28 protein-coding genes are annotated in these 26,146 nt (G+C 70.9%); 13 read left to right on the plus strand and 15 right to left on the minus strand.

Annotated features, from left to right (window positions below):
- Positions 1-21 precede the first annotated feature (21 nt).
- Entirely contained in the window at positions 22-1,029 is a 1,008-nt protein-coding gene (locus ACXDC7_RS10795) for a LacI family DNA-binding transcriptional regulator (protein ID WP_179443550.1), read from the plus strand.
- 12 nt (positions 1,030-1,041) lie between these two features.
- On the opposite strand, the gene ACXDC7_RS10800 is transcribed toward ACXDC7_RS10795, so the two are convergent.
- Entirely contained in the window at positions 1,042-2,334 is a 1,293-nt protein-coding gene (locus ACXDC7_RS10800; protein ID WP_179443549.1) for an MFS transporter, read from the minus strand.
- Positions 2,331-3,335 carry an alpha/beta hydrolase gene (locus tag ACXDC7_RS10805; RefSeq protein WP_459222134.1) on the minus strand — a complete coding sequence of 335 codons (1,005 nt, stop codon included), beginning with the start codon at positions 3,333-3,335 and terminating at the stop codon, positions 2,331-2,333. Before ACXDC7_RS10805 ends, ACXDC7_RS10800 begins: the two co-directional genes overlap by 4 nt.
- A 125-nt stretch (positions 3,336-3,460) precedes the next feature.
- Here ACXDC7_RS10805 and ACXDC7_RS10810 point away from each other — a divergent pair, with 125 nt between their 5' ends.
- Genes ACXDC7_RS10810 through ACXDC7_RS10820 form a run of 3 tightly spaced genes read left to right on the plus strand, consistent with a single transcriptional unit; the run spans position 3,461 to position 6,430 of the window.
- Positions 3,461-5,053, plus strand: coding sequence for a sodium-dependent transporter (locus tag ACXDC7_RS10810; RefSeq protein WP_459222135.1), 1,593 nt, complete (start codon positions 3,461-3,463; stop codon positions 5,051-5,053).
- Positions 5,054-5,056: 3 nt separating this feature from the next.
- On the plus strand, positions 5,057-5,161 hold the full coding sequence (locus ACXDC7_RS10815) for a methionine/alanine import family NSS transporter small subunit (RefSeq protein ID WP_179443546.1): 105 nt from the start codon (positions 5,057-5,059) through the stop codon (positions 5,159-5,161).
- A gap of 39 nt (positions 5,162-5,200) precedes the next feature.
- The gene (locus ACXDC7_RS10820) at positions 5,201-6,430 is read left to right on the plus strand and encodes an Nramp family divalent metal transporter (protein WP_425487388.1); all 1,230 of its coding nucleotides are present in this window, start codon (positions 5,201-5,203) and stop codon (positions 6,428-6,430) included.
- Here the strand turns inward: ACXDC7_RS10820 and ACXDC7_RS10825 are convergent, their stop codons facing one another.
- The 4 genes from ACXDC7_RS10825 to ACXDC7_RS10840 form a co-directional block, all read right to left on the minus strand.
- Positions 6,431-7,411 carry a cation diffusion facilitator family transporter gene (locus ACXDC7_RS10825; protein ID WP_179443545.1) on the minus strand — a complete coding sequence of 327 codons (981 nt, stop codon included), beginning with the start codon at positions 7,409-7,411 and terminating at the stop codon, positions 6,431-6,433.
- Between the two features lie 9 nt (positions 7,412-7,420).
- Complete coding sequence (locus ACXDC7_RS10830; protein WP_459222136.1) at positions 7,421-8,572, minus strand: VanZ family protein; 1,152 nt, start codon at positions 8,570-8,572, stop codon at positions 7,421-7,423.
- A gap of 100 nt (positions 8,573-8,672) precedes the next feature.
- On the minus strand, positions 8,673-9,122 hold the full coding sequence (locus tag ACXDC7_RS10835) for a DUF3592 domain-containing protein (RefSeq protein ID WP_179443543.1): 450 nt from the start codon (positions 9,120-9,122) through the stop codon (positions 8,673-8,675).
- A complete protein-coding gene (locus ACXDC7_RS10840) occupies positions 9,119-9,703 on the minus strand; it encodes an antibiotic biosynthesis monooxygenase (protein ID WP_179443542.1) in 585 nt (194 codons plus the stop codon). The genes ACXDC7_RS10835 and ACXDC7_RS10840 overlap by 4 nt, the downstream gene beginning before the upstream one ends.
- A 75-nt stretch (positions 9,704-9,778) precedes the next feature.
- Between ACXDC7_RS10840 and thpR the strand changes: the two genes are divergently transcribed.
- The 3 genes from thpR to metW are packed head-to-tail and all read left to right on the plus strand — an operon-like array spanning position 9,779 to position 12,114.
- The gene (gene thpR, locus ACXDC7_RS10845) at positions 9,779-10,354 is read left to right on the plus strand and encodes an RNA 2',3'-cyclic phosphodiesterase (RefSeq protein ID WP_179443541.1); all 576 of its coding nucleotides are present in this window, start codon (positions 9,779-9,781) and stop codon (positions 10,352-10,354) included.
- 42 nt (positions 10,355-10,396) lie between these two features.
- Positions 10,397-11,509: a homoserine O-acetyltransferase MetX gene (gene metX, locus ACXDC7_RS10850; protein WP_459222137.1), complete on the plus strand. Its 1,113-nt coding sequence runs from the start codon at positions 10,397-10,399 to the stop codon at positions 11,507-11,509.
- On the plus strand, positions 11,506-12,114 hold the full coding sequence (gene metW / locus ACXDC7_RS10855) for a methionine biosynthesis protein MetW (RefSeq protein ID WP_459222138.1): 609 nt from the start codon (positions 11,506-11,508) through the stop codon (positions 12,112-12,114). Before metX ends, metW begins: the two co-directional genes overlap by 4 nt.
- A 5-nt stretch (positions 12,115-12,119) precedes the next feature.
- On the opposite strand, the gene ACXDC7_RS10860 is transcribed toward metW, so the two are convergent.
- From ACXDC7_RS10860 to ACXDC7_RS10870, 3 genes are all read right to left on the minus strand, one after another.
- Complete coding sequence (locus tag ACXDC7_RS10860; protein ID WP_179443540.1) at positions 12,120-12,563, minus strand: HNH endonuclease; 444 nt, start codon at positions 12,561-12,563, stop codon at positions 12,120-12,122.
- Complete coding sequence (locus ACXDC7_RS10865) at positions 12,560-12,754, minus strand: hypothetical protein (RefSeq protein ID WP_459222139.1); 195 nt, start codon at positions 12,752-12,754, stop codon at positions 12,560-12,562. Before ACXDC7_RS10865 ends, ACXDC7_RS10860 begins: the two co-directional genes overlap by 4 nt.
- A gap of 510 nt (positions 12,755-13,264) precedes the next feature.
- On the minus strand, positions 13,265-14,224 hold the full coding sequence (locus tag ACXDC7_RS10870; protein ID WP_459222140.1) for a 5'-3' exonuclease: 960 nt from the start codon (positions 14,222-14,224) through the stop codon (positions 13,265-13,267).
- Between the two features lie 54 nt (positions 14,225-14,278).
- Here ACXDC7_RS10870 and ACXDC7_RS10875 point away from each other — a divergent pair, with 54 nt between their 5' ends.
- From ACXDC7_RS10875 to ACXDC7_RS10890, 4 genes are read left to right on the plus strand one after another with little or no spacing between them, the layout of a single operon-like run.
- Entirely contained in the window at positions 14,279-14,716 is a 438-nt protein-coding gene (locus tag ACXDC7_RS10875; RefSeq protein WP_179443538.1) for an Lrp/AsnC family transcriptional regulator, read from the plus strand.
- A gap of 49 nt (positions 14,717-14,765) precedes the next feature.
- Positions 14,766-16,394, plus strand: a complete 1,629-nt coding sequence (lnt, locus tag ACXDC7_RS10880; protein ID WP_459222141.1) for an apolipoprotein N-acyltransferase — start codon at positions 14,766-14,768, stop codon at positions 16,392-16,394.
- Positions 16,395-16,428: 34 nt separating this feature from the next.
- Positions 16,429-17,244: a polyprenol monophosphomannose synthase gene (locus tag ACXDC7_RS10885; RefSeq protein WP_218843914.1), complete on the plus strand. Its 816-nt coding sequence runs from the start codon at positions 16,429-16,431 to the stop codon at positions 17,242-17,244.
- Between the two features lie 23 nt (positions 17,245-17,267).
- A complete protein-coding gene (locus tag ACXDC7_RS10890) occupies positions 17,268-17,804 on the plus strand; it encodes an FxsA family protein (protein ID WP_459222142.1) in 537 nt (178 codons plus the stop codon).
- Between the two features lie 69 nt (positions 17,805-17,873).
- Here ACXDC7_RS10890 and ACXDC7_RS10895 read toward each other — a convergent pair whose 3' ends face one another.
- The 3 genes from ACXDC7_RS10895 to ACXDC7_RS10905 all read right to left on the minus strand — a co-directional run bounded on the left by ACXDC7_RS10895 (position 17,874) and on the right by ACXDC7_RS10905 (position 20,542).
- Positions 17,874-18,266: an RNA polymerase-binding protein RbpA gene (locus ACXDC7_RS10895; RefSeq protein ID WP_179443535.1), complete on the minus strand. Its 393-nt coding sequence runs from the start codon at positions 18,264-18,266 to the stop codon at positions 17,874-17,876.
- A 144-nt stretch (positions 18,267-18,410) separates the two neighbouring features.
- Entirely contained in the window at positions 18,411-19,745 is a 1,335-nt protein-coding gene (locus ACXDC7_RS10900) for an MFS transporter (protein ID WP_459222143.1), read from the minus strand.
- Positions 19,742-20,542 (minus strand): glycerophosphodiester phosphodiesterase, encoded by an 801-nt coding sequence (locus tag ACXDC7_RS10905; protein ID WP_459222144.1) that lies wholly within the window; start codon positions 20,540-20,542, stop codon positions 19,742-19,744. The genes ACXDC7_RS10900 and ACXDC7_RS10905 overlap by 4 nt, the downstream gene beginning before the upstream one ends.
- A 51-nt stretch (positions 20,543-20,593) precedes the next feature.
- Between ACXDC7_RS10905 and pdxY the strand changes: the two genes are divergently transcribed.
- Positions 20,594-21,475: a pyridoxal kinase PdxY gene (gene pdxY / locus ACXDC7_RS10910; RefSeq protein ID WP_459222145.1), complete on the plus strand. Its 882-nt coding sequence runs from the start codon at positions 20,594-20,596 to the stop codon at positions 21,473-21,475.
- A gap of 6 nt (positions 21,476-21,481) precedes the next feature.
- Here pdxY and ACXDC7_RS10915 read toward each other — a convergent pair whose 3' ends face one another.
- Genes ACXDC7_RS10915 through ACXDC7_RS10925 form a run of 3 tightly spaced genes read right to left on the minus strand, consistent with a single transcriptional unit; the run spans position 21,482 to position 24,746 of the window.
- Positions 21,482-22,771, minus strand: coding sequence for an ABC transporter substrate-binding protein (locus ACXDC7_RS10915; protein WP_459222146.1), 1,290 nt, complete (start codon positions 22,769-22,771; stop codon positions 21,482-21,484).
- A gap of 59 nt (positions 22,772-22,830) precedes the next feature.
- Positions 22,831-23,757, minus strand: a complete 927-nt coding sequence (locus ACXDC7_RS10920; protein ID WP_459222147.1) for a carbohydrate ABC transporter permease — start codon at positions 23,755-23,757, stop codon at positions 22,831-22,833.
- The gene (locus tag ACXDC7_RS10925) at positions 23,754-24,746 is read right to left on the minus strand and encodes a carbohydrate ABC transporter permease (RefSeq protein WP_459222148.1); all 993 of its coding nucleotides are present in this window, start codon (positions 24,744-24,746) and stop codon (positions 23,754-23,756) included. Before ACXDC7_RS10925 ends, ACXDC7_RS10920 begins: the two co-directional genes overlap by 4 nt.
- A 140-nt stretch (positions 24,747-24,886) precedes the next feature.
- On the opposite strand from ACXDC7_RS10925, the gene ACXDC7_RS10930 reads away from it, so the two are divergent.
- Entirely contained in the window at positions 24,887-26,110 is a 1,224-nt protein-coding gene (locus ACXDC7_RS10930) for an ROK family transcriptional regulator (protein WP_459222149.1), read from the plus strand.
- Positions 26,111-26,146: the final 36 nt, after the last annotated feature.

Genomic DNA, 26,146 nt, shown 5'->3' on the forward strand with positions numbered 1-26,146 from the left:
CCAGGGCCGGAGGGAGCGTGCATGGCCAGGGGCCGCCCGACGATCTACACCATCGCCGAACGAGCGGGAGTCAGCATCTCCACGGTCTCGCTCGCCATCAACCACCCGCAACGCGTCGCGCCCAACACCCGTCGGCGGATCGCCGAGGTCGCGGCGGAGCTCGGCTACCGACCGGACACACCGTCGGGCGAGCGGCGCGGCGGTCGCCGCGGCGGGGTCGGGGTCGCCGGCCCCTTCACCTCGGTGGCCAGCTACGCACGGCGCCTGAACGGCATCCTCACCGAGCTCCGCGGCACCGGGATCGACGTCACGGTCTACGACCTGCCGAGCGCGGAACGGGTCGACGCTCCCCTGCTCGACACGCTGCCGATCCGGCCGGGGGTGGACGGCATCATCGTGCTCGGCATCCCGCTCTCGGCCGAGGGCGCGGCCCGGCTGTCGGCGTGGGGCCCGCCGGTGGTCCTGATCGACGTGGCGAACAGCGAAGTCGGCGGGGTACGGGTCGACGATCTTGCCGGGGGTGAGCTGGTCGGGAGCCACCTCGCCGCCTTGGGACATCGCCGGGTGGCGTTCGTGCACCCCCCGCAGCGATCGTTCAGCTACGTCTCCGCGGGGATGCTGCGCCACGACGGTCTGGTCCGCGCGCTCGGCCGCGCCGACGGCCCGACGGCGGTGGTGCCGGTCGAGGTGACCGATCCCGACCCGGCGGCGATCGCCGAACAAGTGCTGGCCGTGCCCGGGGTGACAGCGGCGTTCGCGCACACCGATCTGATCGCCGGCCGGCTGCGCGCCGGGCTGATCGCGCGGGGCATCGGCGTACCGGACCAGTTCTCGGTGGTCGGCTACGACGACGGCGAACTTGCCGAGACCCTGGGGCTGACGACGGTACGCCAACCGCTGGAGGAGACCGGCCGGGCGGGCGCCCGGATGCTGCTCGACCTGATGGATCAGGGCGCGTGCGAGTCCGAATCGATCATCCTCGACCCCGAGCTCGTCGAGCGCGCGACCACCGCGCCGGCACCGGCCTGATCGGCTCCGCGCTCAGCGCACCCCGCGTACCCCGAGGATCGCGAGTCCACCCAGCAGACTGAGCACGATCGAGCAGACGAAGAGTGCGGAGTAGTTCTGCCCGCCACCGATCGCGAGCACCGGGATCGCCAGCATGGGGGCGAGCAACTGCGGAAGCTGGTAGGCGAGGGCGACAATGCCGAGATCCTTCCCGGCCTCCTCGAACGTGGGCAGCACCTCCGTCATCAGCGCGACATCCACCGCGACGTAGGCGCCCTGGCCCGCGCCGACGATCAGGATCGCCACCATGAAGACGCCGGTCGAACCGGCGAAGACCGCGATGATCAGGCCGATCACGGTGACCAGGCAGGAAACGAAGACGATCGGCTTGCGGCGCCCGGTGTGGTCGGAGAGCCAGCCGAACACGAGCGTGGTCACCACATTGCCCGCAAAGAAGAAGAGCATCGCCTGCGCCAGCACGCCGGAGGCCTGCTCGATCGGGATGCCGAGCTTGTCGATGATGAAATAGAGCAGGTAGAGCGTCACCGAGACGATGGACATCGTGACCAGGAAGCGGCACACCCAGGCCCACCCGAAGTTGCGGTAGACCACGGGATTCAGCCAATAGGTCGAGACGATCTCCTTGATCGACAACGGTTCGGCCGGCTCCGTGCGCACGCGGTCGCGGAGCACGAGGACCAGCCCGAGCGAGAGCGCCGCACCGATCAGCCCGGGCACCAGGAACCAGGTGGCCTGCTGGTCGTTCGGCAACATGGCGACCGTCTGCGCGCCGACGATCAGCGCGATACCGGCCGACACACCGGTGACGGCCGCGATGCGGGCGCGGATCCGACGGGGAATCTGGTCGGCGAGCAGGGCGTGCACGGCCATATTGGTCGCCCCGAAGCCGATCTGGGTGACGCACCAGAACAGGGCCATGGCGGGCACGGTAGTGCTGAAGGCGAGGCCGACCACGCCGACCACACCCACGGCGACGCCACCCACCATCCATGGATTGCGCATCCCGAATCGGGACCGGGTGCGGTCGCTGAGCCGTCCGAACAGCGGGGTGATGATCACCACGACGATGCCGCCGATGCCGGCCACCAGGGCGAGGTTGGTGCCCTTGTTCTGATTGTCGAGGATCGCCAGCGCCTTCGGGATGGCGGCCCCGCCGAGGGTGCTCAGGGCCAGGCTCACCCCGAACCAGGCGAGCACGTACATCGGCAGGAAGACCCGCCGCTGCGGCGCGCCGTGGACCTCGTCGCCCGCCGGGTCGACGGCCGGTGCGGCGGCCTCGGTCGGTTCGATGGCATCGGTGCTCATCTGGGACTCCGTTCGGTGTGGTAGGCATCGCGAAGTGCGGCGGCGCAGTTCTCCTGCCACTCCCGCGCGCCCGCCATGGTCGCGGTGAGCGCGGGAGTGCCGTGCAGATGGCCGGCGCCGCGGAGCACGCAGACATCGGCCCCGGCCGCGGCGAGTCGGGCTCCGTACTCCTCGGCGCCGTCGCGCAGGAAGTCGTGCTCGGCGGTCATGATCAACGTCGGCGGCAGGCCGGTCAGGTCCGGGACGTCCAGCGGTTCGGCGTACCGTCCGGTCCCGCCGGGCAGATAGAGCGGTACGACCGCGTGTGCTGCCGCCGCTCCGAACTCGTCGCCGTAGAGCTCGCCGGAGCGCCCGTACGGCCGGACCGCCGCCGCTGGCACCTCCAGCGCCTGATGGGTCGGCACCAGGCCGTGCCGGTCGCGCAGCGCCAGCGTGGTCCCGGCCGCCAGCGTGCCGCCCGCGGACGATCCGCCGACGCCGATCCGGGCCGGGTCGATCCGCAGCCGGTCGGCGGCCTCGGTCAGCTCGAGCCAGGCGGCGACCGCGTCCGACAGCGCGGCGGGGTAGGGGTGTTCCGGCGCGAGCCGGTAGTCCAGGCTGAAGATCACGAGCCCGGCCGCAAGGGCACGGGCGGCCAGCAACCGGTCGTTGACGAGCTCGTCCGGGCTGCCGTGGACGAATCCGCCCCCGTGCAGGAAGAGCTGTGCGGGGGCCCGGTCGGAGATGCCGTCCGGGCGGTAGCAGCGCACCCGCAGGGCGGCACCGCCCGTGGCCGGCAGCCATGCGTCGGCGATCGCCACGCCGGCGGGCGCCTCGGCGGTGAAGATGACGGCCAACCGGTCCGACAACCGGCGCGCAGCAGCCCGCTGGACCGCAGGATCCGGTGCGGTGAGGTCCGGCAAGGACGACCGCAACTCGGTCTCCCTGGCCAGCCAGGTGTGGACGGCCGGGTCGAGATCGAGTTCGCTCAACCGGGTCTCGGTGGCGTCGTTGCCGGGCACCGCACTCCTATCGAAGTTCTTCGAGAATCGCACGCACTCTACCGGGGCCATCACGCTTGCACCAGATGTGCTGGATTGATTGGCTGGGGGTCTTTCCCAATGGTGCGGCGACAAGGAGAGCGATCATGGCGAACCAACCTGCCGTGGACCGGCCCCCGCGCGAACAGTGGTCCGGCCAGGCCGGATTCCTGTTCGCCGCGATCGGATCCGCAATCGGCCTCGGCAACATCTGGCGCTTCCCGGGAGTGGCCTACAGCAACGGCGGCGGGGCGTTCCTGATCCCGTACCTGGTCGCGCTGCTGGTGGTCGGTATCCCGATCCTGCTGCTCGACTACGCCCTCGGGCACCGTTATCGCGGCTCGGCGCCGACCACCATGCGCAGGCTGTGGCGGCCAGCCGAGACCCTCGGCTGGTTCCAGGTGATGATCGCCTTCGTGATCGCCACGTTCTATGCGGTGATCATCGCCTTCGTGATCGCCACGTTCTATGCGGTGATCATCGCCTGGGCGCTGCGCTACACGATCTTCTCGTTGACGCTCGCCTGGGGCGACGACCCCGCGACCTTCTTCACCGAGGACTTCCTGCAGGCCGCCGGCGAGGGCGTCAGCCTGGCGTTCGTACCGGGCGTTCTGGTCCCGCTGCTGGTGGTCTGGGTGATCGTGGTGGGCATCCTCGCGATGGGGGTACGCAACGGCCTGGAGCGGGCGAACGTGATCTTCTTGCCGCTGCTCTTCCTCGCCTTCGGCATCCTGGTCGTGCGCGCGTTGTTCCTGCCGGGTGCGGCCGAGGGGCTGAACGCGTTGTTCACCCCCGACTTCGCCGCGCTCGCCGACCCCGCCGTCTGGATCGCTGCCTTCGGCCAGATCTTCTTCTCGCTGTCGATCGCCTTCGGCATCATGATCACCTACGCCAGCTACCTGAAGCGCCGCTCCAACCTGACCGGCACCGGACTGACGGCGGCCTTCGCGAACTCCTCGTTCGAGCTGCTCGCCGGGCTCGGCGTCTTCGCGGTGCTGGGCTTCATGTCGCTGCAGTCCCAGACGCCCATCGACGAGATGTCGATCACCGGCGTGGGCCTGTCCTTCATCGCCTTCCCGCAGATCATCAGCCTGATGCCGGGCGGTGCGCTGATCGGCACCCTGTTCTTCGGCTCCCTGGTGGTCGCCGGCCTGACCTCGCTGATCTCGGTGGTCCAGGTGATCTCCGCGGCCTTCCAGGACCGGTTCGGGCTGACCGCGCGGACCGGGGCGCTGGCGGTCGGCATCCCGTGCGCGATCGTGTCCTGCCTGTTGTTCTCCACCACCACCGGGCTGGTCACCCTGGACACCGTGGACAAGTTCACCAACGAGTTCGGCATCGTCGGTTCGGCCATCGCCACCGTGGTGATCGTCGGGCACCTCGCGCGGCAGACGCCGGCGCTGCGTGCCCACCTGAACGACGTGTCCCGCCCACGGATCGGGTCCTGGTGGGAGGTGCTGATCAAGTGGCTGATCCCCGCCGTGCTGTTGATCATGCTGCTCTGGTCCGGCTACGGCGTGGTCACCGAGGGCTATGAGGGGTACGCCGGATGGTTCCTCGGGGTCTTCGGCTGGGGCGCGCTGTTGTTCATGTTGGTGATGGCCTACGTGCTGACGGCACTGCCGCGTCGCCCCGACGAGGACGCCGAGTTCGCCGCGACCGAGGCCGGCGGGACAACCGGCCAGACGAAGGAGGACTGAGCCATGACCACCGTCGCAATCTTCTTCATGCTGCTCGCGATGCTGACCATCTGGGGAGGCCTGATCGTCAGCGTGATCATGCTGGCGCGCAACTCGCGAGGGGGCTGAGGTCGCCCCGCGGAAGCGGGACATGCTTGACTTCTGTTCGTGGGAGCGGTCCGGACATCGCTGCGCCGGACCCCGGTGTTGCTGGGTCCGGCCTTCGTCGCCGCCGTGGCCTATGTCGATCCGGGCAATGTCGCCACCAATCTGACGGCCGGTGCGGCCTTCGGCTACCTGCTGTTGTGGGTGCTGGTGGTGGCGAACGCGATGGCGGTGGTCGTGCAGTACCTGTCGGCCAAGCTGGGCCTGGTCACCGGGCAGAGCCTGCCCGAGCTGTTGCGCGAGCGCCTGGGGCGGCGTACCCGACTGGCCTACTGGGCACAGGCCGAACTGGTGGCGGCGGCGACCGATGTCGCCGAAGTGGTGGGCGGGGCGATCGCGCTGCACCTGCTGTTCGGGATCTCGCTGCCACTGGGCGGCGCCATCGTTGGCGTCGTCTCGATGGCCCTGCTGGTCGTCCAGTCGCGGCGCGGTCAGCGTCCGTTCGAGTTCGTGATCATCGGGCTGCTCGCCGTGATCGTCGTCGGCTTCCTCGCCGGGCTGGTGGTCGCCCCGCCGGACTGGGCCGCCGCGGCCGGGGGACTGGTGCCGCGATTCGCCGGCACCGAGACGGTGCTGCTCGCGGCGGGCATGCTCGGCGCCACGGTGATGCCCCACGTCATCTATCTGCACTCCGCCCTGGCCCGCGACCGGCACGGCGGCGGCCACCCGCCGGCGGTGCTGGGCCGGTTGCTCGCCGCGACCCGTTGGGATGTGGGGCTGTCGCTGGCCGTCGCGGGGGCGGTGAACATCGCGATGCTGCTGCTCGCGGCAACCAGCCTGCGCGGCGCGCCGGGCACCGACAGCATCGGCGGCGCCCATGCCGCCATCGCCGCGAGCCTCGGCGCCGGCATCGGCACCATCTTCGCGGTCGGACTGCTCGCCTCCGGGCTCGCGTCGGCCTCGGTCGGGGCCTATGCCGGCGCCTCGATCATGGGCGGGTTGTTGCGTACCCGGATACCGTTGCTCGCGCGCCGGGCGATCACGCTGGCCCCCGCGCTGGCCGTGCTCGTCCTCGGGGCGGATCCGACCCGGGCGCTGGTGATCAGTCAGGTCGTGCTGAGCTTCGGCATCCCGTTCGCGGTGCTGCCGCTGATCAGGCTGACCGGTGACCGGTCGCTGATGGGGTCGTTCGTCGACCCGCCGGCGCTCCGGGCCGCCGGGGTGGCGATTGCGGCGATCGTCTGCACTCTGAACGCGGTGCTGATCGTGTTGACCGTGACGGGGATGGGCTGATCAGGCACCGCCGCTGCCGGCCGGCGCCTCGTCGGTCGGATGCAGCGACGGTTCGGCCGGCGCCGCCAGCGTCAGCACCACGTCGGCGATGTCCGGATGAGTCTCCAGGTCCGCCTCCAACGCGCGCAGCCGCTCGGCCAGCCGCGTCTCGTCGTCATTGCCGACCAGATCCACCGCCGCCACGATGTAGACCCGGCGCGGACCGACAAAGGCACAGTAGAGATAGCTGACCCGGTCGATCTCCGGTCGGGCCAGCAGCATCCGCAGCACGCGGTTGCGCCAGCGCGCCGGCACCGTCTGCCCCACCAAGAACTCCCGATTGCGCTGGATCAGGAAGATCGCCATCGCCGCCAGCAGCAGGCCGATCATGATCGATCCGACAGCATCGGGCACGGGGCTGCCGGTGAGCTGGTGCGCCGCGATGCCCAGCGCGGCGATGAGCAGACCGATCAGCGCGCCGAGATCTTCGACGAAGACCGCACGCAGCGTCGGCACGGAGGTGTGGTTGATCACCCCGAGCACCGACATGTGGGCCAGCTCCGCCTCCTGCCGAGCCTCCTTGAGCGCCTGCCGGAAGGAGAACCCCTCCAGCACGAAGGCGATCGCCAACACCACGTAGTTGATCACCAGGTGCTCGGCCGGTTCCGGATGGAGCAGCGTGTTTACCCCGTTCAGGATCGAGACCACGGCGCCGACGGTGAACAGCCCGAAGCCCGCGAACATCGACCAGACATAGGCCTCGCGGCCGTACCCGAGGGGGTGGCTCGGATCGCGGCGGGGGCGGCTGCGTCGGTTGGCGACCAGCAGGAACACCTCGTTGCCGGTGTCGGCCCAGGAGTGGGCCGCCTCGGCCAGCATCGAGGCCGAACCGGTGAAGGCCGCGGCGACCGACTTGGCGATGGCGACCAGCGCATTCGCCGCGAACGCGATGACCACCGTCCGGGTCGACTCCTCGGCCCGCTCACCTGCCGCCTGCTCCATGCGGAGACCCTAGTGTGGCCGGGCGGCTCCGTCGCGGGATTCGGAGTGGTGCTCCGGGCGATCGGCCAGCACCGGGGCCGTGCGGGAGTCGGCGTACCGCGCCCCGGTCAGCGCGGCAGCCAGACCATCGCGGCTGAGCAGTCCCGCGACCAGCAGCCCGAGCAGCCAGACCGGCGCCGCGTAGCCGAGCGCACCGAGCCCCGGCAGTTGCGCCGCCGCCATCGCCAGCGCCGGGAGCGCGGGCCCGAGCAGCGCCAGGGCGAGCCGGCGCATCGGCGTACCCGCCCCGTCGGTCCAGCGCGGAACCAGCCACAACAGCCGCTGGCCTGCCGACGCACCGAGATGGGACAGCGCAGGAACCACGAAGACCAACAGTGCCGGCAGCAGCCAGCGCGCCACGCCGACCCCGGTCTCGGGCAGGAAGCCGGGCGCGTCCGCGATCGCATCGAGCGCCCGCGCACCCAGCTCGACCGCGGCGAACACGACCGCGAACAGCGCCGCGTCGACGACCGCGCCCAGCCAGCGGCGGGCCCGGGTCACCGGGCGCGGATCGAGCCGACGCCCCTCCAGCGCGCGGGCCCGGCTCACCCAGGACAGCACGAGCGGGGCGATGGCGACCCCGATCGCCGCGCCGACACTGTTGGCGATCAGGTCGTCGGCGTCGGCGATCCGCCAGCGGCACGGAAGCAGGCCGAACGCCGCCGTGCCCTGGGTCAGTTCGATCAGCCCGGAGACGCCGATGCCGGCCAGGATCGTGACCGCGGCCGGCCATTCCAGCAGGCGCCGGCCGAAGACGCCGAGCGGGACGAACAGCACGACATTGAGCAAGAGCTGGCGCAGCGCGAACGATGACGCGAGGCCACCCGCGCCGCCCGCGGCATAGGCCGCGGCCAGGTCGTGGACGAAGACGAACGGCTCCGGCTGGACCCGCACGTCGTAGCGGGCGCACCAGGCCTCGCCGTATCCGTCGGGAATCGGCAACATGGTGTAGGCCAGCAGCGCGAACGCATAGACCGCGACCATCCCGAAGGCCGCCATCCGGGTCAGGCTCAGCCCGCCGAAACGCCGCGCCTGCACCACGATCAGCGGGATCAGGACCACCCCGAAGGTGAGCGCGCCGAGCAGCATCGCCTGCATGGCAAGGCTCAGGTAGGTGGTCATGCTCTCCTCCGGTCGACACCCCAACTGTGCCCACCGCGACAACCGGCACCAACGCGACCGTGGTCGTGGTTGCGGCGGCGGCCCTCGGCCGGCGGGCCGGTCAGCCGAAGGCCGTCAACAGCCAGGGGCCGATCGCGGCACCCAGCAGGACCAGTGCGCCGACCGCGGCCAGCAGCGGGCCGATCGCATTGCCCGGCCCGTCCAGGGTGAATCGGTCGGGGTCGGCGGGGTCGTAGTAGACGGTCACCTGATCGCCCTCGCGCGCCGGGGCCGGGGAGGAGCCGACATCGGAGCGGGCGCGATGGATCCGGCCGTCGCGCAGCGCGAACTCGACCACCGGGTAGGAAACGCTCGCGCCGCGGTCCATCGACCAGTCGTGGTCAACGTCGAGCGCCACCACCTGGCCCGACGCCCGGACCCCGTCCCGGCGCAGGGCCCGTGCCCGGCGCATCGCCGACCAGCCCATCAGGACGAAGGCCGCGCCGACCACGGCGGCGACGACCCGGATCATCGTCACCATGGTGCCGAAATCGGGAATCCCGTTCCTCATCGCCGCCCCCTCGGTCGCGCGTGCAGCCACGGGCGCAGCAGCGCCGTGATCCACGGCAGGAAAAGATAGGTCATCAGGGGGGTCAGGACGACGGTCGCCAGCAGCACCCGGACGGGCAACGGCCACCCGCCGATGACCAGACCGAGCAGCCAGTTGACCAGCAGGCTCAACGGGAAGAAGACCACGAAGATGCTGACCGCCTGCTTCCAGCGCGGCGGTGCGGTGATCATCATCGGTTCGCCGGCGCCGGTCTCGCCGACCGGCACGTCGAACCAGCCCTCGATGCCGGTCAGTCGCTGCTCGCGATGCGTACGCACCAGGTCGCTGCCGGCCGCGATCCACCAGGCCCGCTCCGGCGACCCTTCCCAGGCCGCGAGGCTCTCCGGATCGGCGAACCGGTAGAGCATGTGCCAGGCGCGCGGCTCACCGGGATCGCGGACCCAACCCGAGCCGAGATAGCCCGGCGCCTGCCGCGCGAGATCCTGACCCGCCCGCGCCCAGGCATCGGCCTCGCGCGCCTGGGCCGGGTCGACGAGCCGGGTGACCGCGACCGTGACCGCGCTGTGGCGTACCTCCTGCACGGGCCCAGCCAATCATCCGCGACCGGCATTCTTCCAGCGGCCTGGCTCTGCTCAGGGGCCTAGACTCGCCGGGTCATGTCGCACCGGATGTTCGTTGCCGCCCTGCCGCCCGAGGATGTCATCGACGATCTCGACGCCTTCGTCGAGCCGCGCCGCGGCGCCGACCCGCGGCTGCGCTGGACGCCGGCGGAGCAGTGGCACCTGACGACGGCGTTTCTGCCGCGGGTCCCCGATCGCGCCGTGGAGCCGTTGATCGCGGAGCTGACGGCCGCCACCTCCGTCGTGCCGCCCTTCGCCGCGGCCCTGACGGGTGCCGGCTGTTTCGGTCCGCCGGATGCCGCGCGTGTGCTGTGGCTCGGTCTGGCGCCGGGCGCCGATGAGCTCGCGCGGCTGTCCCGGCGTACCCGGAGCGCGGCGAACCGGGTCGGCGCCGAACCGGACGGGAGCAACTTCACCGCACACCTCACCCTCGCCCGGGCCAACCGCCGTTTCGAGGCCGGCCGCTGGCTGCAGATCCTCGACACCCACCGCAGCCGGCAGTGGACGGTCGACGAACTCTGGCTGATCGCCTCCCACCTCGGCGAGGGACCTCGCGGCCGCGCGCGACACGAACGCCTGGCGGCGCTCCCACTGGCCCGGTCCACCTCCTGAGATGCCGAGCGCTCGGCGCGGGGCCCCGCCTAGCGTGCCGGGGTGCCGACGGTCCGCCTGTTCGATCGTGATCATCCCCTGACGCTCGCGAGCGGGGCGATGATCGATCAGGTCGATGTCGCCTACACCACGCACGGCACCCTGAACGCCGCCGGCGACAACGCAATCTTCGTCTGCCATGCCCTGACCGGCGATTCCCACGTCGCCGGGGTCGACGAGAACGGGCGGCGCGGCTGGTGGGACACCATGGTCGGTCCCGGCCGGCCCCTGGACACCGATCGGTACTTCGTGATCTGCCCGAATCTGCTCGGCGGCTGTCGCGGCACCACCGGTCCGTCCTGCGCCCGGGCGGACGGCGGCGAGGCCTGGGGCCTGGACTTCCCGCTGCTGCAGATGGCCGACCTGGTCAGCGTGCACCGGGCGCTGCTGGACCACCTCGGCGTCGACCGGCTGCATGCCGCGGTCGGCGGGTCCCTGGGTGGGATGCAGGTACTGGAATGGACCCTCACCCATCCCGGGCAGATCGACCGCGCGGTGATCATCGCCGCCTCGAGCCGGCTGACCGCGCAGAACATCGCCTTCTCCGCGGTCGCCCGGGAGGCGATCCTGCGCGATCCCGGCTTCGCCGGCGGACGGTACGCCGAACGCGGCACCACGCCGGCGACCGGGCTGTCCATCGCCCGGATGATGGCCCACATCACCTACCTGTCGGAGGAGGCGATGTCGGAGAAGTTCGGCCGGCGGTTCCAGAGCCCGGACCGCGCCGGCGGCGGCTTCGGCGTCGACTTCGCGGTGGAGTCCTATCTGGCCCACCAGGCCAAGTCGTTCCTGACCCGGTTCGATGCGATGTCCTATCTCTACCTGACCCGGGTGATGGACTACTTCGACCCGTTCGCCGGGCCGGCAGCGGCGGCGGGCGCGGTGGACGCCGGCACCGATTTCTTGATCATGTCCTTCGACTCCGACTGGCGCTTCGACTCCGGCCACTCCCTGCGCATCGTGCGGGAGCTGGAACAGGCGGGGGCGCCGGTCACCTTCCGCGAGATTCCCTCGCCCTGGGGCCACGACTCGTTCCTGTTGGAACTACCCGCCTACCAGTCCACCGTGGCCGCCTTCCTGGACAGCCCCGCCCGCGCCCGCGCGGTGGCCGCGTGAGCCTCGTCGGCGGCCTGCGCCGCGACCAGTTGCCCCTGGTCGAGCTGGTGCCGCGCGGCGCCCGGGTGGCCGATCTGGGCTGCGGCGACGGCGCGCTGTTGGCGTACCTGCGCGATGACCGGGGCTGTAGCGGCACCGGGGTGGAGATCGACCCGGACGCCGTCCTGGCCGCGATCCGGGCGGGCGTACCCGTCATCGAGCGCGATGTCGACGACCAGGTCGCGGACTTCGCCGACGACTCCTACGACGTGGTGATCCTTTCCCAGACCCTGCAGGTGATCCAGCACCCGGCACAGGTGCTCACCGAGATGCGGCGGATCGCCCCGACCATGATCGTCTCCGTGCCGAACTTCGGGCTGTGGCGGCACCGGCTCCGGCTGCTGCGGGGGCGGATGCCGATGTCGCGGGAGCTGCCGCACGCCTGGTACGACACGCCGAACCTGCACCACACGACCCTGGTCGATCTGGAGGACCTGTTCGCGTCCCTCGGGCTGCGGATCCGGACCCGGGTGGTGCTGGACGAGTCCGGCCGGGTGCGCCGCTGGTCGCGCCGCGCCGCGAACCTGCGTGCGGGCTCGGCCGTCTACGAGCTGCGCCGCGACTGACCCCGTCAGCGGGCGGCGAGGGCGGCGCGGGTCGGCGTCCGCGGGATCCAGGCCAGCCGCATCCGCGCCTCCTCCGGGGTCCGGTTGGCCTTCCGTGCATTGCACGGGCCGCAGGCTGCGACCGTGTTCGACCAGGTATTTCTGCCGCCCCGGGAGACGGGCACCAGGTGGTCCACCGTGCTGGCGTGGCCGGCACAGTAGGCGCAGGTGTGGCGGTCGCGGCGGAGCACGCCGCGCTTGGTCCAGCCGGGGGCCCGGGCGTACAGGAAAGCGGTCTTGACGTAGCGCACCAGCCGCAGCACCAGCGGCCAGGGATAGGGCCCGATCACCGCGCCCTCGCGGGCCTCCTCGACGATCGCGACCTCGCGGACCAGCATGCCGATGGCGTGCTTGACCGAGACCGTGTGCAGCGCCGTGTTGTCCGCGTTGAGGACCAGGACCCCGCTCATCGCGCCGCGCCCTCGCGCCGGCCCGGGACGCGGGGATCAAAAAACCGCCCGGCGCACGGCGCGAGCGGTTCAGCGAGGTGTGCGACGAGACGCACACCCATCGGCGGGCGGCTGCCTATCCGCGTCGCGAGGTGGTGGGGCAGCAGGACGGCGCGGCCGTCCTCCGGCCGCGTGCCGATGAACTGTCGCATCTCGCCTCCTCCGCTGCTTCGGGCGCATCGCCGACGGTGCCCGACCCGAGCGGCCGGACGGGAACAGAGTAATGAGCATCCGGGGAATTGTCACCGAACTTCTCCGGTCGCCGCGGGCTCGACCGGCAGGCGCGGGCTGGACCGGCAGGTACGGGCTCAACTGGCAGACGCGGGCTGAACCGGCAGATGCGAGGGTTGCACCGTTCGCGGGTGCCGGTTCGGCTCGCGGATGTCGCAGGTACGCCGGTCCCGCGGGTTCAATCTGCAGACGCGGACTCAACCGGCAGGCACGGGCTCAACCGGCAGCCGCGGACCCGACCGGCAGGGTGCGGGATGTGGCCGCTCGGCGCCCGAGCGCACCGATCTGACTCTCGGGGGCGGCAGCGGGAGCGCGCGCGGCGTGGCGGCGCGGTTGCGGTCTGCGCCACCCGCGACGAGAGTCAGATTGGTGCGCCACCCGCGACCTCGACCGCCGACCCGGCCCGAACCAAAGGCCCGCCCGACCCGTTCTCAGCCGGCCCGGGCGGCCAGGGCCTTCCGGATCCGGTCGGCCGAACTGCCGAGGCCGTGACGCTCCGCCAGCTCGTCGAACCGGGCGCCGGGCGGGCCGGGAAGCGGTCCGGGCTGGGGGAGGGGCAGGTCGCGGGCCACGCGTACCACCTCGCCGGCGACCCCGAGATAGTCCACGGCGCCGGCAAGCTTGCGCCGGGTGGCGGTGGTCAGCGACGAATCGGAATCCATCGCCGCGCGCGTCAGCCCGGCCAGATCGTCATACTCGCCGAGCAGGCTGGCGGCGATCTTCTCACCGATCCCCGCCACCCCGGGAATGCCGTCGGACGGATCGCCGCGCAGGACGGCGAAGTCGGCGTACTGCCACGGCGCGATCCCGTACTTCGAGCGGACCCACGCGTCGTCGACCTCGGCCAACCGACTCATCCCGCGGGCGGTGTAGACGATCCGCACCGAATGCTTGTCGTCGACGAGCTGGAACAGGTCACGATCACCGGTCACCACGTCGACCGGGCCGGACCAGGTCGTCGCCAACGTGCCGATCACGTCGTCGGCCTCGTAGCCGTCCGCGCCGATCACCGGCAGCCCGAGCGCATCGAGCACCTCCATGATCACCGGGACCTGCGCCTCGAGCTCGTCCGGCGCCTCCTCGGCGGCGCCGGACTCCGCGCCCACCCCGCCGGCCCCCACCGGCGCGCCTGCCGGCACCCGGGGCGCGACCCGGTGCGTCTTGTAGCTCGGCAGCAGCTCGACCCGCCACGACGGCCGCCAGTCGTTGTCCCAGCAGCAGGCCAGCGCGTCCGGGGAATAGTCGGTGATCAACCGCGCGATGAAGTCGAGCAGGCCCCGCACCGCGTTGACCGGGCGCCCGTCGGGCGAGCGCAATGTCGACGGCAGCCCATGGAACGCGCGGAAGTACAACGAAGCGGTGTCCAACAACATCAGGCGCCCGTGACTCACCCGGTGATTCAATCACGCGGCCCCCGGTCGGATCGCTACTGCAAGGATGGGGGGATGGAGGAGACCGATCGCCTGATCCTGGAGCTGCTGGCCCGCGACGGCCGCATGTCCTACACCGACATCGGCAAGGAGACCGGCCTGTCGACCTCGGCCGCGCAACAGCGGGTACGCCGGCTCGAGCAGCGCGGGGCGATCACCGGCTACCACGCCCGGATCGACCCCGGCGCGCTCGACCGGACGCTGACCGCGTTCATCGCGCTCCGCCCGTTCGACCCGAGCCAGCCCGACGACCTGGCCGAGCGGATGGAACCGATGAGCGAGGTGACCTCCTGCTACTCGGTCGCGGGAGACCCGAGCTATCTGATCAAGGTGCAGGTGGAGAACCCGCTCGCGCTGGAGGCCCTGCTGACGCGGATCCGGACCGAGCTCGCCGTCTCCACCCTGACCACGCTCGTCTTGTCGGTACCGTTCGAGGACCGCCCGGTCGTCTAGGGCGTACGCACATCCGGCCGCGCTGCGCGGCGTCGCCTACGCTGTGTTGGTGACCGCTCAGCAGGTACGCGCGCCGCAGCCGACGACCCCCCGGGTGCTGGTGCCGCGGCTGCGCGGCCCGGCCAGGATGGGCGCCGCGGCGCTGATCGGCCTGCTCGCCGGACTCGGCTGGGAACCCACCGCCGCCTGGCCGCTCACGCTGTTCGGCGTGGCGGCGCTGACCCTCGCCTGCATCGGGCTGCGACCGCGGGCCGGATTCGGCGTCGGCTTCGGATTCGGGCTCGGGCTGATGGCGGTCACGGTCGGCTGGACCTATGTGATCGCCGTGCCGGTGGCCGCGGCGCTGGTCGCCTTCGAGGCTCTGTTCTTCGGCGGGCTCGGTGCCGCGCTGACCCTGGTCACCCGGTTGCCGGGCTGGCCGGTGTGGGCCGCCGCGGCCTGGTCGCTGTGCGAGTTCAGCTACTCCCGCGTCCCGTTCGACGGCTTCGGCTGGACGCGGCTGGCCTATGTGGCCGTCGACACCCCGTTGGCCGGGCTCTTCGCCTTCGTCGGGGTGAGCGGGGTCAGCTTCCTCGTCGCGCTCGCCGGCCAGGGCCTCGCCGCCATCGTCGCGGCCCGGCCCGACCCGGCCGCCCGGCGCCGCGTCGCGGCACAGGTGATCGTCGTGGCGACCGTGGTTCTGCTGGCCGGTCTCGGCGGGCGGGCATGGCAGCCCGAGCCCGCCGCCGGCGTCGGCGTGCCGGTGCGGGTCGGCATCGTCCAGGGCAATGTCGACGGCGTGGGCATCGGCGCGATGGGCCGGGCCCGGTCGGTGACCAACAATCACCTGAGCGAGACCGTCGGCCTGATGGCGCGGGTGAACGCGGGGGAGTTGCCCCGGCCCGACTTCGTCCTGTGGCCGGAGAACTCCACCGACATCGACCCCACCACCGATCCGCAGACCGGCCAGATCGTGCAGGCCGCCAGCGAGCTGACCGGCGTACCGATCCTGGTCGGCGCCGTGATGGACGGCCCCGGCGCCGACGAGCGGCAGACCGCCGCGCTGTGGTGGGATCCGCACATCGGCATCACCGCCCGCTACAACAAGCGCAATCTCGTCCCCTTCGGCGAGTACATCCCGCTGCGCCAGGTGTTGCTGCCGCTCGTGCCGATGCTGCGGCTGGTCGGTGCCCAGTCGGTGCCCGGCACGGAACCCGGCCTGATGCAGGTACGCCTCGGCGACGGGCGGGCCCTGGCGATCGGCGACGTGATCTGTTTCGAGCTGGCCTGGGACAGCACGGTCCGCGAGGCGACGTCGGGGGCGCAGTTGTTCGTGGTGCAGTCCAACAACGCGACCTATCTGCGTACCGGGCAGCTCGACCAGCAGTTCGCGATCACCCGGGCCCGGGCGATGGAGACCCGGCGGGAGGTGGCGATCGCCACGACCAATGCGCTGTCGGGTTTCGTCGACCGCAACGGCACGGTGCTGTGGGAGGCCACCCCCGGTGAGCCGGCATCGACGGTCGTGGAGATGCCGGTACGCGAGGCCACCACCCCGGCGATGGCGATCGGCGCCCCGCTGACCTGGCTGCTGGCGGCGCTCGGTGCCGGGGCGATCGGTGTGGCCATCGCGCGGACGGTGCTCCGCGGGCGGGTAGCATCGACGGGCATCGCTTCCGGCCGCGCGGCCGGCCGGTGACGCGCCCCGACCCACCATCACCGAGGTGACGAATTTGTCAGTTGACCCGGCCCTGGCGACGACCCCGCTGGTCATCGTGCCGACCTACAACGAGGCCGACAACGTGCCGTCGCTCGTCGGCCGCCTGCGCCGGGCGGTACCGGCCGCGCACGTGCTGATCGCGGACGACAATTCCCCGGACGGCACCGGCCGGATCGCCGACACCCTGGCGGCGGCCGATGATCACGTGCATGTGCTGCACCGGCGCGGCAAGGAAGGCCTCGGCGCCGCGTACCTGGCCGGTTTCGGCTGGGGGCTGGACCGCGGCTACGGGATCCTCGTGGAATGCGATGCCGACGGCTCGCACGCGCCCGAGGAGCTGCCGCGGCTGCTGCACGCGCTGTCCGGTGCCGACATGGTGAAGGGTTCGCGCTGGGTCCGCGGCGGCCGGCTGGTGAACTGGCCCCGCTCGCGCGAGCTGCTGTCGCGCGGCGCGAGCCTGTGGGTGCGGATGTGGCTCGGCATCGGGGTCAAGGACTCCACCGGCGGCTACAACGCGTTCCATGCCCGCACGCTGCGCGGGCTGGAGCTCGACGACATCGCGTCGGCCGGCTATTGCTTCCAGGTCGAGTTGACCTGGCGGGCCGTGCGCAATGGGTTCAGCGTCGCCGAGGTGCCGATCACGTTCGTCGAGCGCGAGCACGGCGCGTCGAAGATGGGCCGCGCGATCGTGATCGAGGCGATGATCCGCACCGCCTTGTGGGGGCTGGAGCATCGCGTCGGTCAGTTGCAGCGGCTGCTCACCGGTGGCGTGCATCGGGCCCGCCGTCTGCGCGGCCGGTCGAAGCAGGTCCACCGCGCCCGACATTAGGGGCGGCTTGGCACCATGGGGTCATGACCTCGCCCGTGCAGCCGTCGCCGGCCGGCACCCCGCGGCGCCGCAACGGATGGGCCTCGCTGGCGATCCTGGCCGGGCTGATCGCGCTGCCGGTGGCCGAGATCTGGGTGCTGATCGCGCTGGCCGGACAGATCGGCTGGTGGACCCTCCTCGTGCTGCTCGCCGGAGCGTTGCTCGGCGGCTGGCTGATCCGCCGGGAGGGTGCCCGCGCCTGGCGCAAGCTGGAGAGCGCCGCCCGCAGCGGGGCCGAACCGGGGCGCCCGCTGCTGGACGGCGCGCTGGTGCTGATCGGCGGGGTGGCGTTGATCATCCCCGGGCTGATCACCGACGTGATCGGCCTGCTGTTGCTGCTGCCGTTCACCCGCCCGGTGGCCCGGGCCGCGCTCGGGGCGTACCTGAATCGCCGGTTCGGCCGGCTGCGCGACCAGGTCGACACCTTCCGAGCACGCGGCGCCGGCATGGTGATCGAGGGCGAGGTGGTCGATCCGCCGGACGATCCCGAGCCGGGGCAGCGGCGCACGATCGAGGGCTGACCGGGCCCGGACATGCCGATGGCCCGGATCATCGGACCCGGGCCATCGGTCAGCGTTGCCGATCGTGCGTCAGCGACTGGTACGCCGGGACGCGCGCGGCCGTTCGGCCTTGGAGATCTCCATCGGAGTCAGCTCGCCGGCGCGGAGCAGGTCGAGGCGCTCGTGCAGCAATTCCTCCAGCTCGGAGATGGAGCGCCGTTCCAGCAGCATGTCCCAGTGGGTGCGTACCGGCTTGGCCTCCTTGGCCTCGCCCTTGACACCGTCGGAGCGGACGGCCTCGGCGCCGCAGCGCGGGCACTCCCACTCGGTGGGCAGCTCGGCCTCGACGGCGAACATCTTGGTGAAGTGGTGGCCCTTCGGGCAGTCGAAACCCAGCTCCTGGCGGGCGGCGAACTCGACGCCGGCCTCGTCCTCGAAACTCTTGCTGCCCAAGCCCGTACCACGCAGTGAACGGTCAGCCATGATTCCCTGCCTTTCCTTGGACTAGCTCCTACAACGTCGCGGCGGCCACGAATGTTCCCGCCGCCTTCTCATGGTGGCACGCGTGAGGGCAACCTGTCGCCCGTGTCGAGCCGTCACCGCTGTCCAACGTCTGTCCCGCAGGGATCATTTCCTCCCGCCCGGCGAGCCGTCGCCGACGGCCGGATCCGGTGCCGCCGCCGGGGTGTTCGGCAACCGCCACAGCAACAGACCGCCCGCGAGCAGCAAGACGACGATGCCGAGCGTGCCGAGCCGGTCGCCTCCCCAGGCAGCGAACGCGGCGAACAGCGCCGGGCCGACGAACGAGACGGCGCGGCCGGTCGTGGCGTACAGGCCGAACATCTCGCCCTCGTGCCCCCGCGGCGCGAGTCGCGCCAGGTAGCTGCGCGACGAGGCCTGCGCGGGCCCGACCGCCAGGCACAGGATCAGCCCGAAGATCCAGAACATCGTCGGGCCGCTGACGAACAGCAGCACGGTGCCGGCGCCGACCAGCAGGGCGAGCGAGGCCATGATCACCGGCTTCGGGCCGACCCGGTCCTCGATCCGGCCGCCGATCACCGCGGCCAGGCCGGCGACCACGTTCGCGGCGATGCCGAAGATCAACACCTGGCTCTCGCTGAGCCCGTAGACGGTGACCGCGAGCACGGCCCCGAAGGTGAACACGCCCGCCAGCCCGTCTCGGTAGAGCGCGCTGGCGAGCAGGAACCAGACCGCCGACCGCCTGGTCTGCCAGAGGGTGCGAACATCGGCATACAGCTTGCGGTACGCCGCGATCGGCCCGAGCGGTCGCGACCCCGGCGGCGGGACATTCCTCGGCACCGCGAACAGCACCGGAAGGCCGAAGATCATGAACCACACCGCGGCCCCGACGGCGACGACCCGATACTTCATCCCCTCGTCCGCGGTCACACCGAACCAGCCGACCTCGGGGGCGATCAGGCCGAAGTAGACCAGCGCCAACAACACGATCCCGCCGAAATAGCCCATGCCCCAGCCGAGTCCCGAGACCCGGCCGACATTCGCCGGCGTCGAGACCTGCGGCAGCATCGCGAAGTAGTTGACCTCGGCGAACTGGAAGCAGACATTCCCGAGCCCGATCAGCACCAGACCCGCGAGCAGATAGTCGGGGGAGTCCTTGATCGCGAAGAGCGAGAACATGATCAGCCAGGTAAGCGCGGACCACACCCCGAGGCTGGAGCGGCGGCGGCCGCGCGCATCGGCGCGCTGGCCCATCACCGGCGCGAAGACCAGGATCACCAGGCCGGTGATCGCCATCGCGCGGGCGACGTACTCGGTGCCGCTGACGGGCCCCTCGGCCGGAGCGACCGCCCGGGCCAGGTAGGGCACGAACACGAAGGTCGTGATCACCGCATTGAACGCCGCCGATCCCCAGTCCCACAGCGCCCACGCGGCGGCGGCGACCCGGCTCGGACGCGGCGGCACCGCGTCGCCGACGCTCACCACAGACCCCGTTCGACCAGCACATCGCGCAGGGTATCGATCCGGTCGCTGACCAGGCCGTCGACGCCGAGATCGATCAGCCGGCCCATCTCGTCGGGGTCGTCGATCGTCCACGCGTGTACCTGCCGTCCCGCCGCGTGGGCGCGGGCGACGAAGCGCGGGGTGATCACCGGCACTCGGATGCCCCGCCAGGTGTGACTGACGGGCACCTGGTAGGCGTACCCCGCATCCGGGTCCCGGCGTGGGGCAAGCGGGGCGAAGGCATTGCGCGCGACGGCGAGGGGTCCGGCGGAGGTGGCGACCGACGGTCCGGCGAGCCGGCGGAACGCCCGCAGCCGAGATGACGAGAACGACCCCACGCAGACCCGGTCCGCCGCACCGTGCCGCCGGATCGCGGCGGCCAGCGGCGCGACGGCCGCGTCCGCCTTCAGGTCGATGTTGAGCCGCGCGTCGAAGGCGTCGAACACCTCGGCCAGGGTCGGGATCGGCTCGCTGCCGCCGATCCGCGCCCGGCGTACCCGGGCATATGGCAGCTCGCCGATCCGGCCGGTCTCGTCGGTGACCCGGTCCAGCACGCTGTCGTGGAAGGCGACGAGCACGCCGTCGGCGGTCGCATGCACATCGGTCTCCAGGTAGCGATAGCCGAGCTCGACGGCGTTGGCGAACGCGGCCAGCGTGTTCTCCTTGCCGAGGTTGGCCGGCAGCAGCGCGCCGCCGCGATGCGCGAGCGCGACGAAAGGGGAGTCGAAGTACGGGTGACGCGGAGGAGGCGAGGAATCGTCGCGGACGGGCGGCACGCTGAATTCTTGCATCGCCCGCCGACGGCGCGGCAGTGGCACAATTCCGCGGTGACCACCGTCTTGTCGATCCAGTCCACCGTCGCCTACGGCCACGTCGGGAACTCGGCCGCCACTTTCCCGATGATGCGGCGCGGGGTGGAGGTGTGGCCCGTGATCACCGTCCACTTCTCCAACCACACGGGCTATGGCCAGTGGCGCGGCCCGCTGCTCACGCCGGACGACGTCCGCGAGGTGGTCACCGGCATCGACGAGCGTGGCGTACTCGGCCGGGTCGACGGGGTGTTGTCGGGGTATCAGGGTGCGGAGGCGATGGGCGCGGCGGTGCTCGACGTCGTGGCGCAGGTTCGCCGGCGCAATCCGGCCGCGGCGTACTGCTGCGATCCCGTGATGGGCGATGTCGGTCGCGGTATGTATGTCCGGCCCGGCATTCCCGAGTTCATGCGCGACACCGTGGTGCCGGCCGCGGACATCGTCACCCCGAACCATTTCGAGCTGGAGTTCCTGGTCGGCCGGGCCCTGCCGACGCTGCCGGACGTGCTCGCGGGGGCCCGTGAGCTGCGCGAGCGCGGGCCGCGCGTGGTGCTGGTGACCAGCGTCGACGTGCCCGAACTGCAGGCGGGGCTGCAGGCTGACGGGCGGCAGGGTGAGGGGCTGTCGATGGTCGCCGTCGACGGTGATGGCGCCTGGAGCGTGACCACCCCGCGGCTGGACCGGACCTTCACCGGCTCCGGCGACCTGACGGCGGCGACATTCTTCACCGAGCTGCTGGGCGGCCGGAGCACCGCCGAGGCGCTCGGCACCACGGCGGACGTGGTCCATGCCGTGCTGCGGATCACCACCGAGGCCGACAGCGCCGAGCTGGCCCTGGTCGCCGCCCAGGACGAGATCGCGCAGCCGTCGCGGACCTTCGAGGTACGCCCGGCCGGCTGAGCGTGATCAACGCCCGAGCCCGGGCGAGACCGGACAGTACTGATCGAGCTCGGGTTGCACCCGGCGGGCGATCTCGGCCATTGCCTCGTCGGGCCCGCTCTGGCCGAGCAGGACGCCCTCGCGCGCGGTGTTCATCGCCTCCCACAGGGCGGGCCCGACCGGCAGGGGCGGACGCGAATGCCCGTAGCCGCCGATCAGCAGATCGGCGAAGAAGCGCTGGTCGGCGATCAGTGACTCGTCGCTCAGCATCGCCGTTCGGGTGGGCAGGTAGTTCTGCCGCTGCACCCAGACCGCCTGACCCTGCGGCGATGTCATGAACTTGATGAACTCCCAGGCGTCCTCGACATTGGCGGCGCCGGTCGGGATGGTGAAGCCGGACCCACCCGACCACGAGTAGGGTTCGTCGCCGTCGGCCCGCACCGGGAGGTAGGTGACCCCCCAGTCGAGCTTGGGGGCGTACTTCTTGAGGTTGAAGATGAAGTTGGAGAACACGACGCTGGTGGCGAGCCGGTCGTTGAAGAACGGCGACTGGCTGGGCGGTGCGTTCGGCGGCTTGTAGGTGGCCACGAATGCGTCGACCTTGGGGTAGTCGAGTCGCCGGGCCCAGTCGCGGTAGTCGGCATAGACCTGACGAAAGCCCGGGTCGTCCACGGCGATCCGACAGCTCGCCTCGTCGAAGATGACCGCGTCATTGGCCAGACACCAGGTGAACGGCCAGGCCTGTTCTTCCCACGGGATGAAGCCGAGGTGGGTGTAGCTGCCGGCGGCGTCGGTCCGGCTGACCTTGTCGGCGATCTCCCACACCTGATCGAAGGTGGGCGCCCCGCGGGCCGGATCGAGCACCGCCGGGTCGACGCCGCTGTCTCGTAACAGGCCCTTGTTGAAGTAGAGACCGCGGCTGTCGGTGTCGAACGGGATGCCGTACACAGCCCCGTTGTAGGCCGCCTCGTTGACCGTGAAGGGTAGGAAGTCGCCCAGCAGATCGGCGTCCTCGCCCGCCAGCAGCGGGGAGAGGTCCTGCAACAGTCCACGGCTGCCGAACTGCGCGAAGGTGAACCGGTCGCCGAGAAACACATCCGGCGCGGTGTTCCCGCGAATCGCGGTGATCAGCAGCGTCGCATCGTCGTCGCCGCGGCTCTGCACCGTGACCAGCCGGACGAGCTTGCCGGGATTGCGCTGCTGGTAGGTCTCGGCGAGTATGCCGAGCGACTCCATCATGTCCGACGAACCGCTCTTCACCCAGACCACGATCTCGTTCGGCCTGCGGGCCGGGGCGCAGGCTGCCCAGGTGGGCACAGCCGCTCCGCCTGCCGCGGCCAGCAGCAGGGTCCGGCGACTCACTGGCAACGAATGCATCACCGGAAACCTCCCACATTGAGTCCGCGCACGAAGTACCGCTGGAAGATCGCGAACAAGACGATCAACGGGGCGAGCGTCATGATCGAGGCGGCCATGAGCTGGTTGTACTGCGTGTCGGTCTCCGTGCTGAACATCTGCAGGCCGATGGCCAGGGTCTGCACCGACGGGTCCTGCAGATAGATAAGCGGACCCATGAAGTCGTTCCACGCGAGCACGGCGGCGAAGATGGAGACCGCGACGAGCGCCGGCCGGGCGATCGGGAAGACCACCCGCCAACAGATCTGCCACTCCGATGCGCCGTCGATCCTGGCGGCGTCGATGGTGTCCTGGGCGGTCTGTTTCAGGAACTGTCGGAGCAGGAAGATGTAGAACGCGCTGGCGAACATCGACGGGACGATCAGCGGCAGCAGCGTGTTCACCCAACCCAACCAGGCGAACAGGTCGAACATCGGGATGATCGCCAGCGGGAACGGGATGAACAAGGTGGCGAGCACCAGATAGAAGATCTTGTCGCGTCCGGGCCAGTCGATGCAGGCGAAGCCGTAGGCGACCACGAAGCTGGACAGCGTGACCAGCACGGTCGACGCCACGGTGACCAGCACGGTGTTGGCGAACATTCGGAAGAACGGGAACGCCTGCACCGTCTCGGCGAACACGCCCCACTGTGGGTCGGTCGGCCAGAAGGTCGGCGGGAAGGCAGCAAGCTCCTCGCTGGTCTTCAGCGCGGTGATCACCATCCAGTACAGCGGCACCAGGAACAGCAACGAGATGACGATCATGATCAGCCGGGCGAGGCCTTTTCCGATCAAGCGGCCGCGTCGCTGCTGGGCCTGCCATCCGCCCGGCCGACCCGGTGGGGTGTCCGTCGTGCCCGTGGGGCCGGCATCGGTCGCCCCCGCGGGGCGGGTGAGTTCGGTCGTCATCCGTTCACCTCATAGGTCACGAAACGCCGCGACAGCGTGTAGATCAGCACCGCCAGCAGCAGTCCGACGAGGAAGAGCACGACCGCCAGCGCCGAGGCGTACCCCAGTTGCGCGTAGGAGAAGGCGTTCTTGTACAGGTAGTACAGGTAGAAGAGGGTTCCGTTGTTCGGCCCGCCCTCGGTCAGGATGTAGGCCTGGGTGAAGATCTGCAGCCCGCCGCTGATCCCCGTGACCAGGTTGAACAGGATGGTCGGGGAGAGTAGTGGCAGGGTGATCACGAAGAATCGGCGCAGCGGCCCCGCACCGTCGACCGTCGCGGCCTCGTAGAGCGAGTCGGGGATGTTGTTCAGTCCGGCGAGGAAGATCAGCGCCGCATTGCCCGCCGCCAGTTGCGCCATCAAGACGATGATCAGTTTGGCCGAGGTCGGGTCGCCGAGGTAGTTCTCCGGCGGAAGGCCGAACCAACCGACGATGCGGTTGAACAGGCCGTACTGCGGATTCACGAAGACCACGAAGATGAAGCTCAGCGCAAACACCGGCACCAGCGACGGGAGATACAGCGCGGTGCGATAGAGGCCGACCTCGCGGACCCGCGCATTCATGCACAGCGCCAGGACGAGCGCGACCGCCAGCCCGAGGGGGACCGCGAGGCCGGCGTAGAACAGGGTGTTCCAGGTCGACTTGACCACCAGCGGGTCCTGGGCGATCCGGGTGTAGTTGCCGACTCCCGCGAAGGTCGGCTGCTGCAGGCCGGTGTAGTTGAGCAGCGAGACGACCAGGGAGTAGATCAGCGGATAGGCGACGAAGGCGAGGAAGCCGATGATCCACGGGCTGATGAACGCCAACCCCAGCCGCAGATTGCGGCGCCGGATCGCGTTGCCGGCCCGGGTCGCATTGCCGGCCCGGGTCGCATTGCTGGCCCGGTTCGCGGGGCCGGCCGGGTCGGTTCGTCCGCCGTGCCGCGTGCCCGTCGGCGTCGATGGTGCCACCTGCATCGCCTCCCAACATCGTTGTCGGAGATGGATCTCAGGCGCGCCGCCTGATTTACTCTCATCGCTGGAGTAATCACGGACATTAGGCTGCGGCGCACGTACCGTCAAGGGCCGGCAGGCCCCGGGGAAGGCGGGCGATGATCGAGGGGGTGGGCCACATGCCGAAGGCGGCATCACAACTCGCCATGGGCGATTTCAACCAGGTGCTGGTGCTCGACCTGATCCGGCGGGCAAATGGTCAGGTGAGCCGGATCGATCTCGGCGACCGCTCCGGGCTCGCGCCACAGACGGTGTCCAACATCGTCGGCCGGCTGCTGGACAGTGGGTTGGTGACCGAAGGGGCGGCCGTCCCGCGCGGCCGCGGCAAACCACCGCGCCCGTTGACGGTCAATCCCGCCGGCGCCTGCGCCGTCGGCGTCCACCTCGACCCGGCGACCGTCTCCTACACGCTGCTCGATCTGGCCGGCGGGGTGGCCGGGCGGCTGCGCAGGCGGACCCCGCCGGGAACGAAACCTGCCGACATCGTGGCCCAGGTGGTGGAGACCGTCGCCGATCTGACCGGGAGTTGCGGCGCCGACCCCGACCGGCTGCTCGGCATCGGCCTGGCCGTCCCCGGCCCCATCGACGACAGCCGTGGAGTGTTGCTGACGCCACCCCAATTGAGCCAGTGGCACGACGTCCCGCTGCGCGACGACCTCGCGGCGGCGGCCGGCGTACCGGTGCTGATGGAGAAGGACGTGAACGCGGCGGCCGTCGCGGAGGTGTGGGCGCGCGAGGGGTGTCACGAGGACTTCGTGCTGCTCTACCTCGGCACGGGCGTCGCAACCGGGTTGGTGCTGGGCGGGGAGGTCTGGCGCGGCCGGAGCGGGAACAGCGGCGAGATCGGTGGCGTGCTGACCACCGACGGCTCCGGCGCGCCGCTCCGGTTCGCCGACCGGGTGATCCCGGGCGATCTGATCTGCCAGGCACGCGAGCTCGGGGTCGACGTGCCCGAGGTCGACCCCGACGACCCGGTCGCGGTCGACGAAGCGTTCACCCGGCTGGTGCTGCTCGCGGCCGACGGCGACCCGGCGGCCGGCCGCGTCCTCGACGAGTCGGTGACGGCGGCCGGCGCCGTGCTGGCCCAGTTGATCAACCTCGTCGATGTCGATCATGTCGTCGTCGGGGGGCCGCTGTGGTCGCGGGTCAGCGATCGCTACCTCGCCGACCTCGCGTCGACGATGCGGCCACGGCTGGTCGATCGGGACGATGTCCGGGTGCTGCCTTCGGTGCAGGGTGACACGGTGACCGCCTACGGTGCCGCGGCCCTGGTGATGAACCGCTTCCTGGCTCCCCGGCCGGGGAGCCTGATCGGAGCCTGAATCGTCTTGACCAGGATTAAGTCCATCGGATTGAAT

The sequence above is a fragment of the Naumannella huperziae genome (assembly GCF_054073625.1).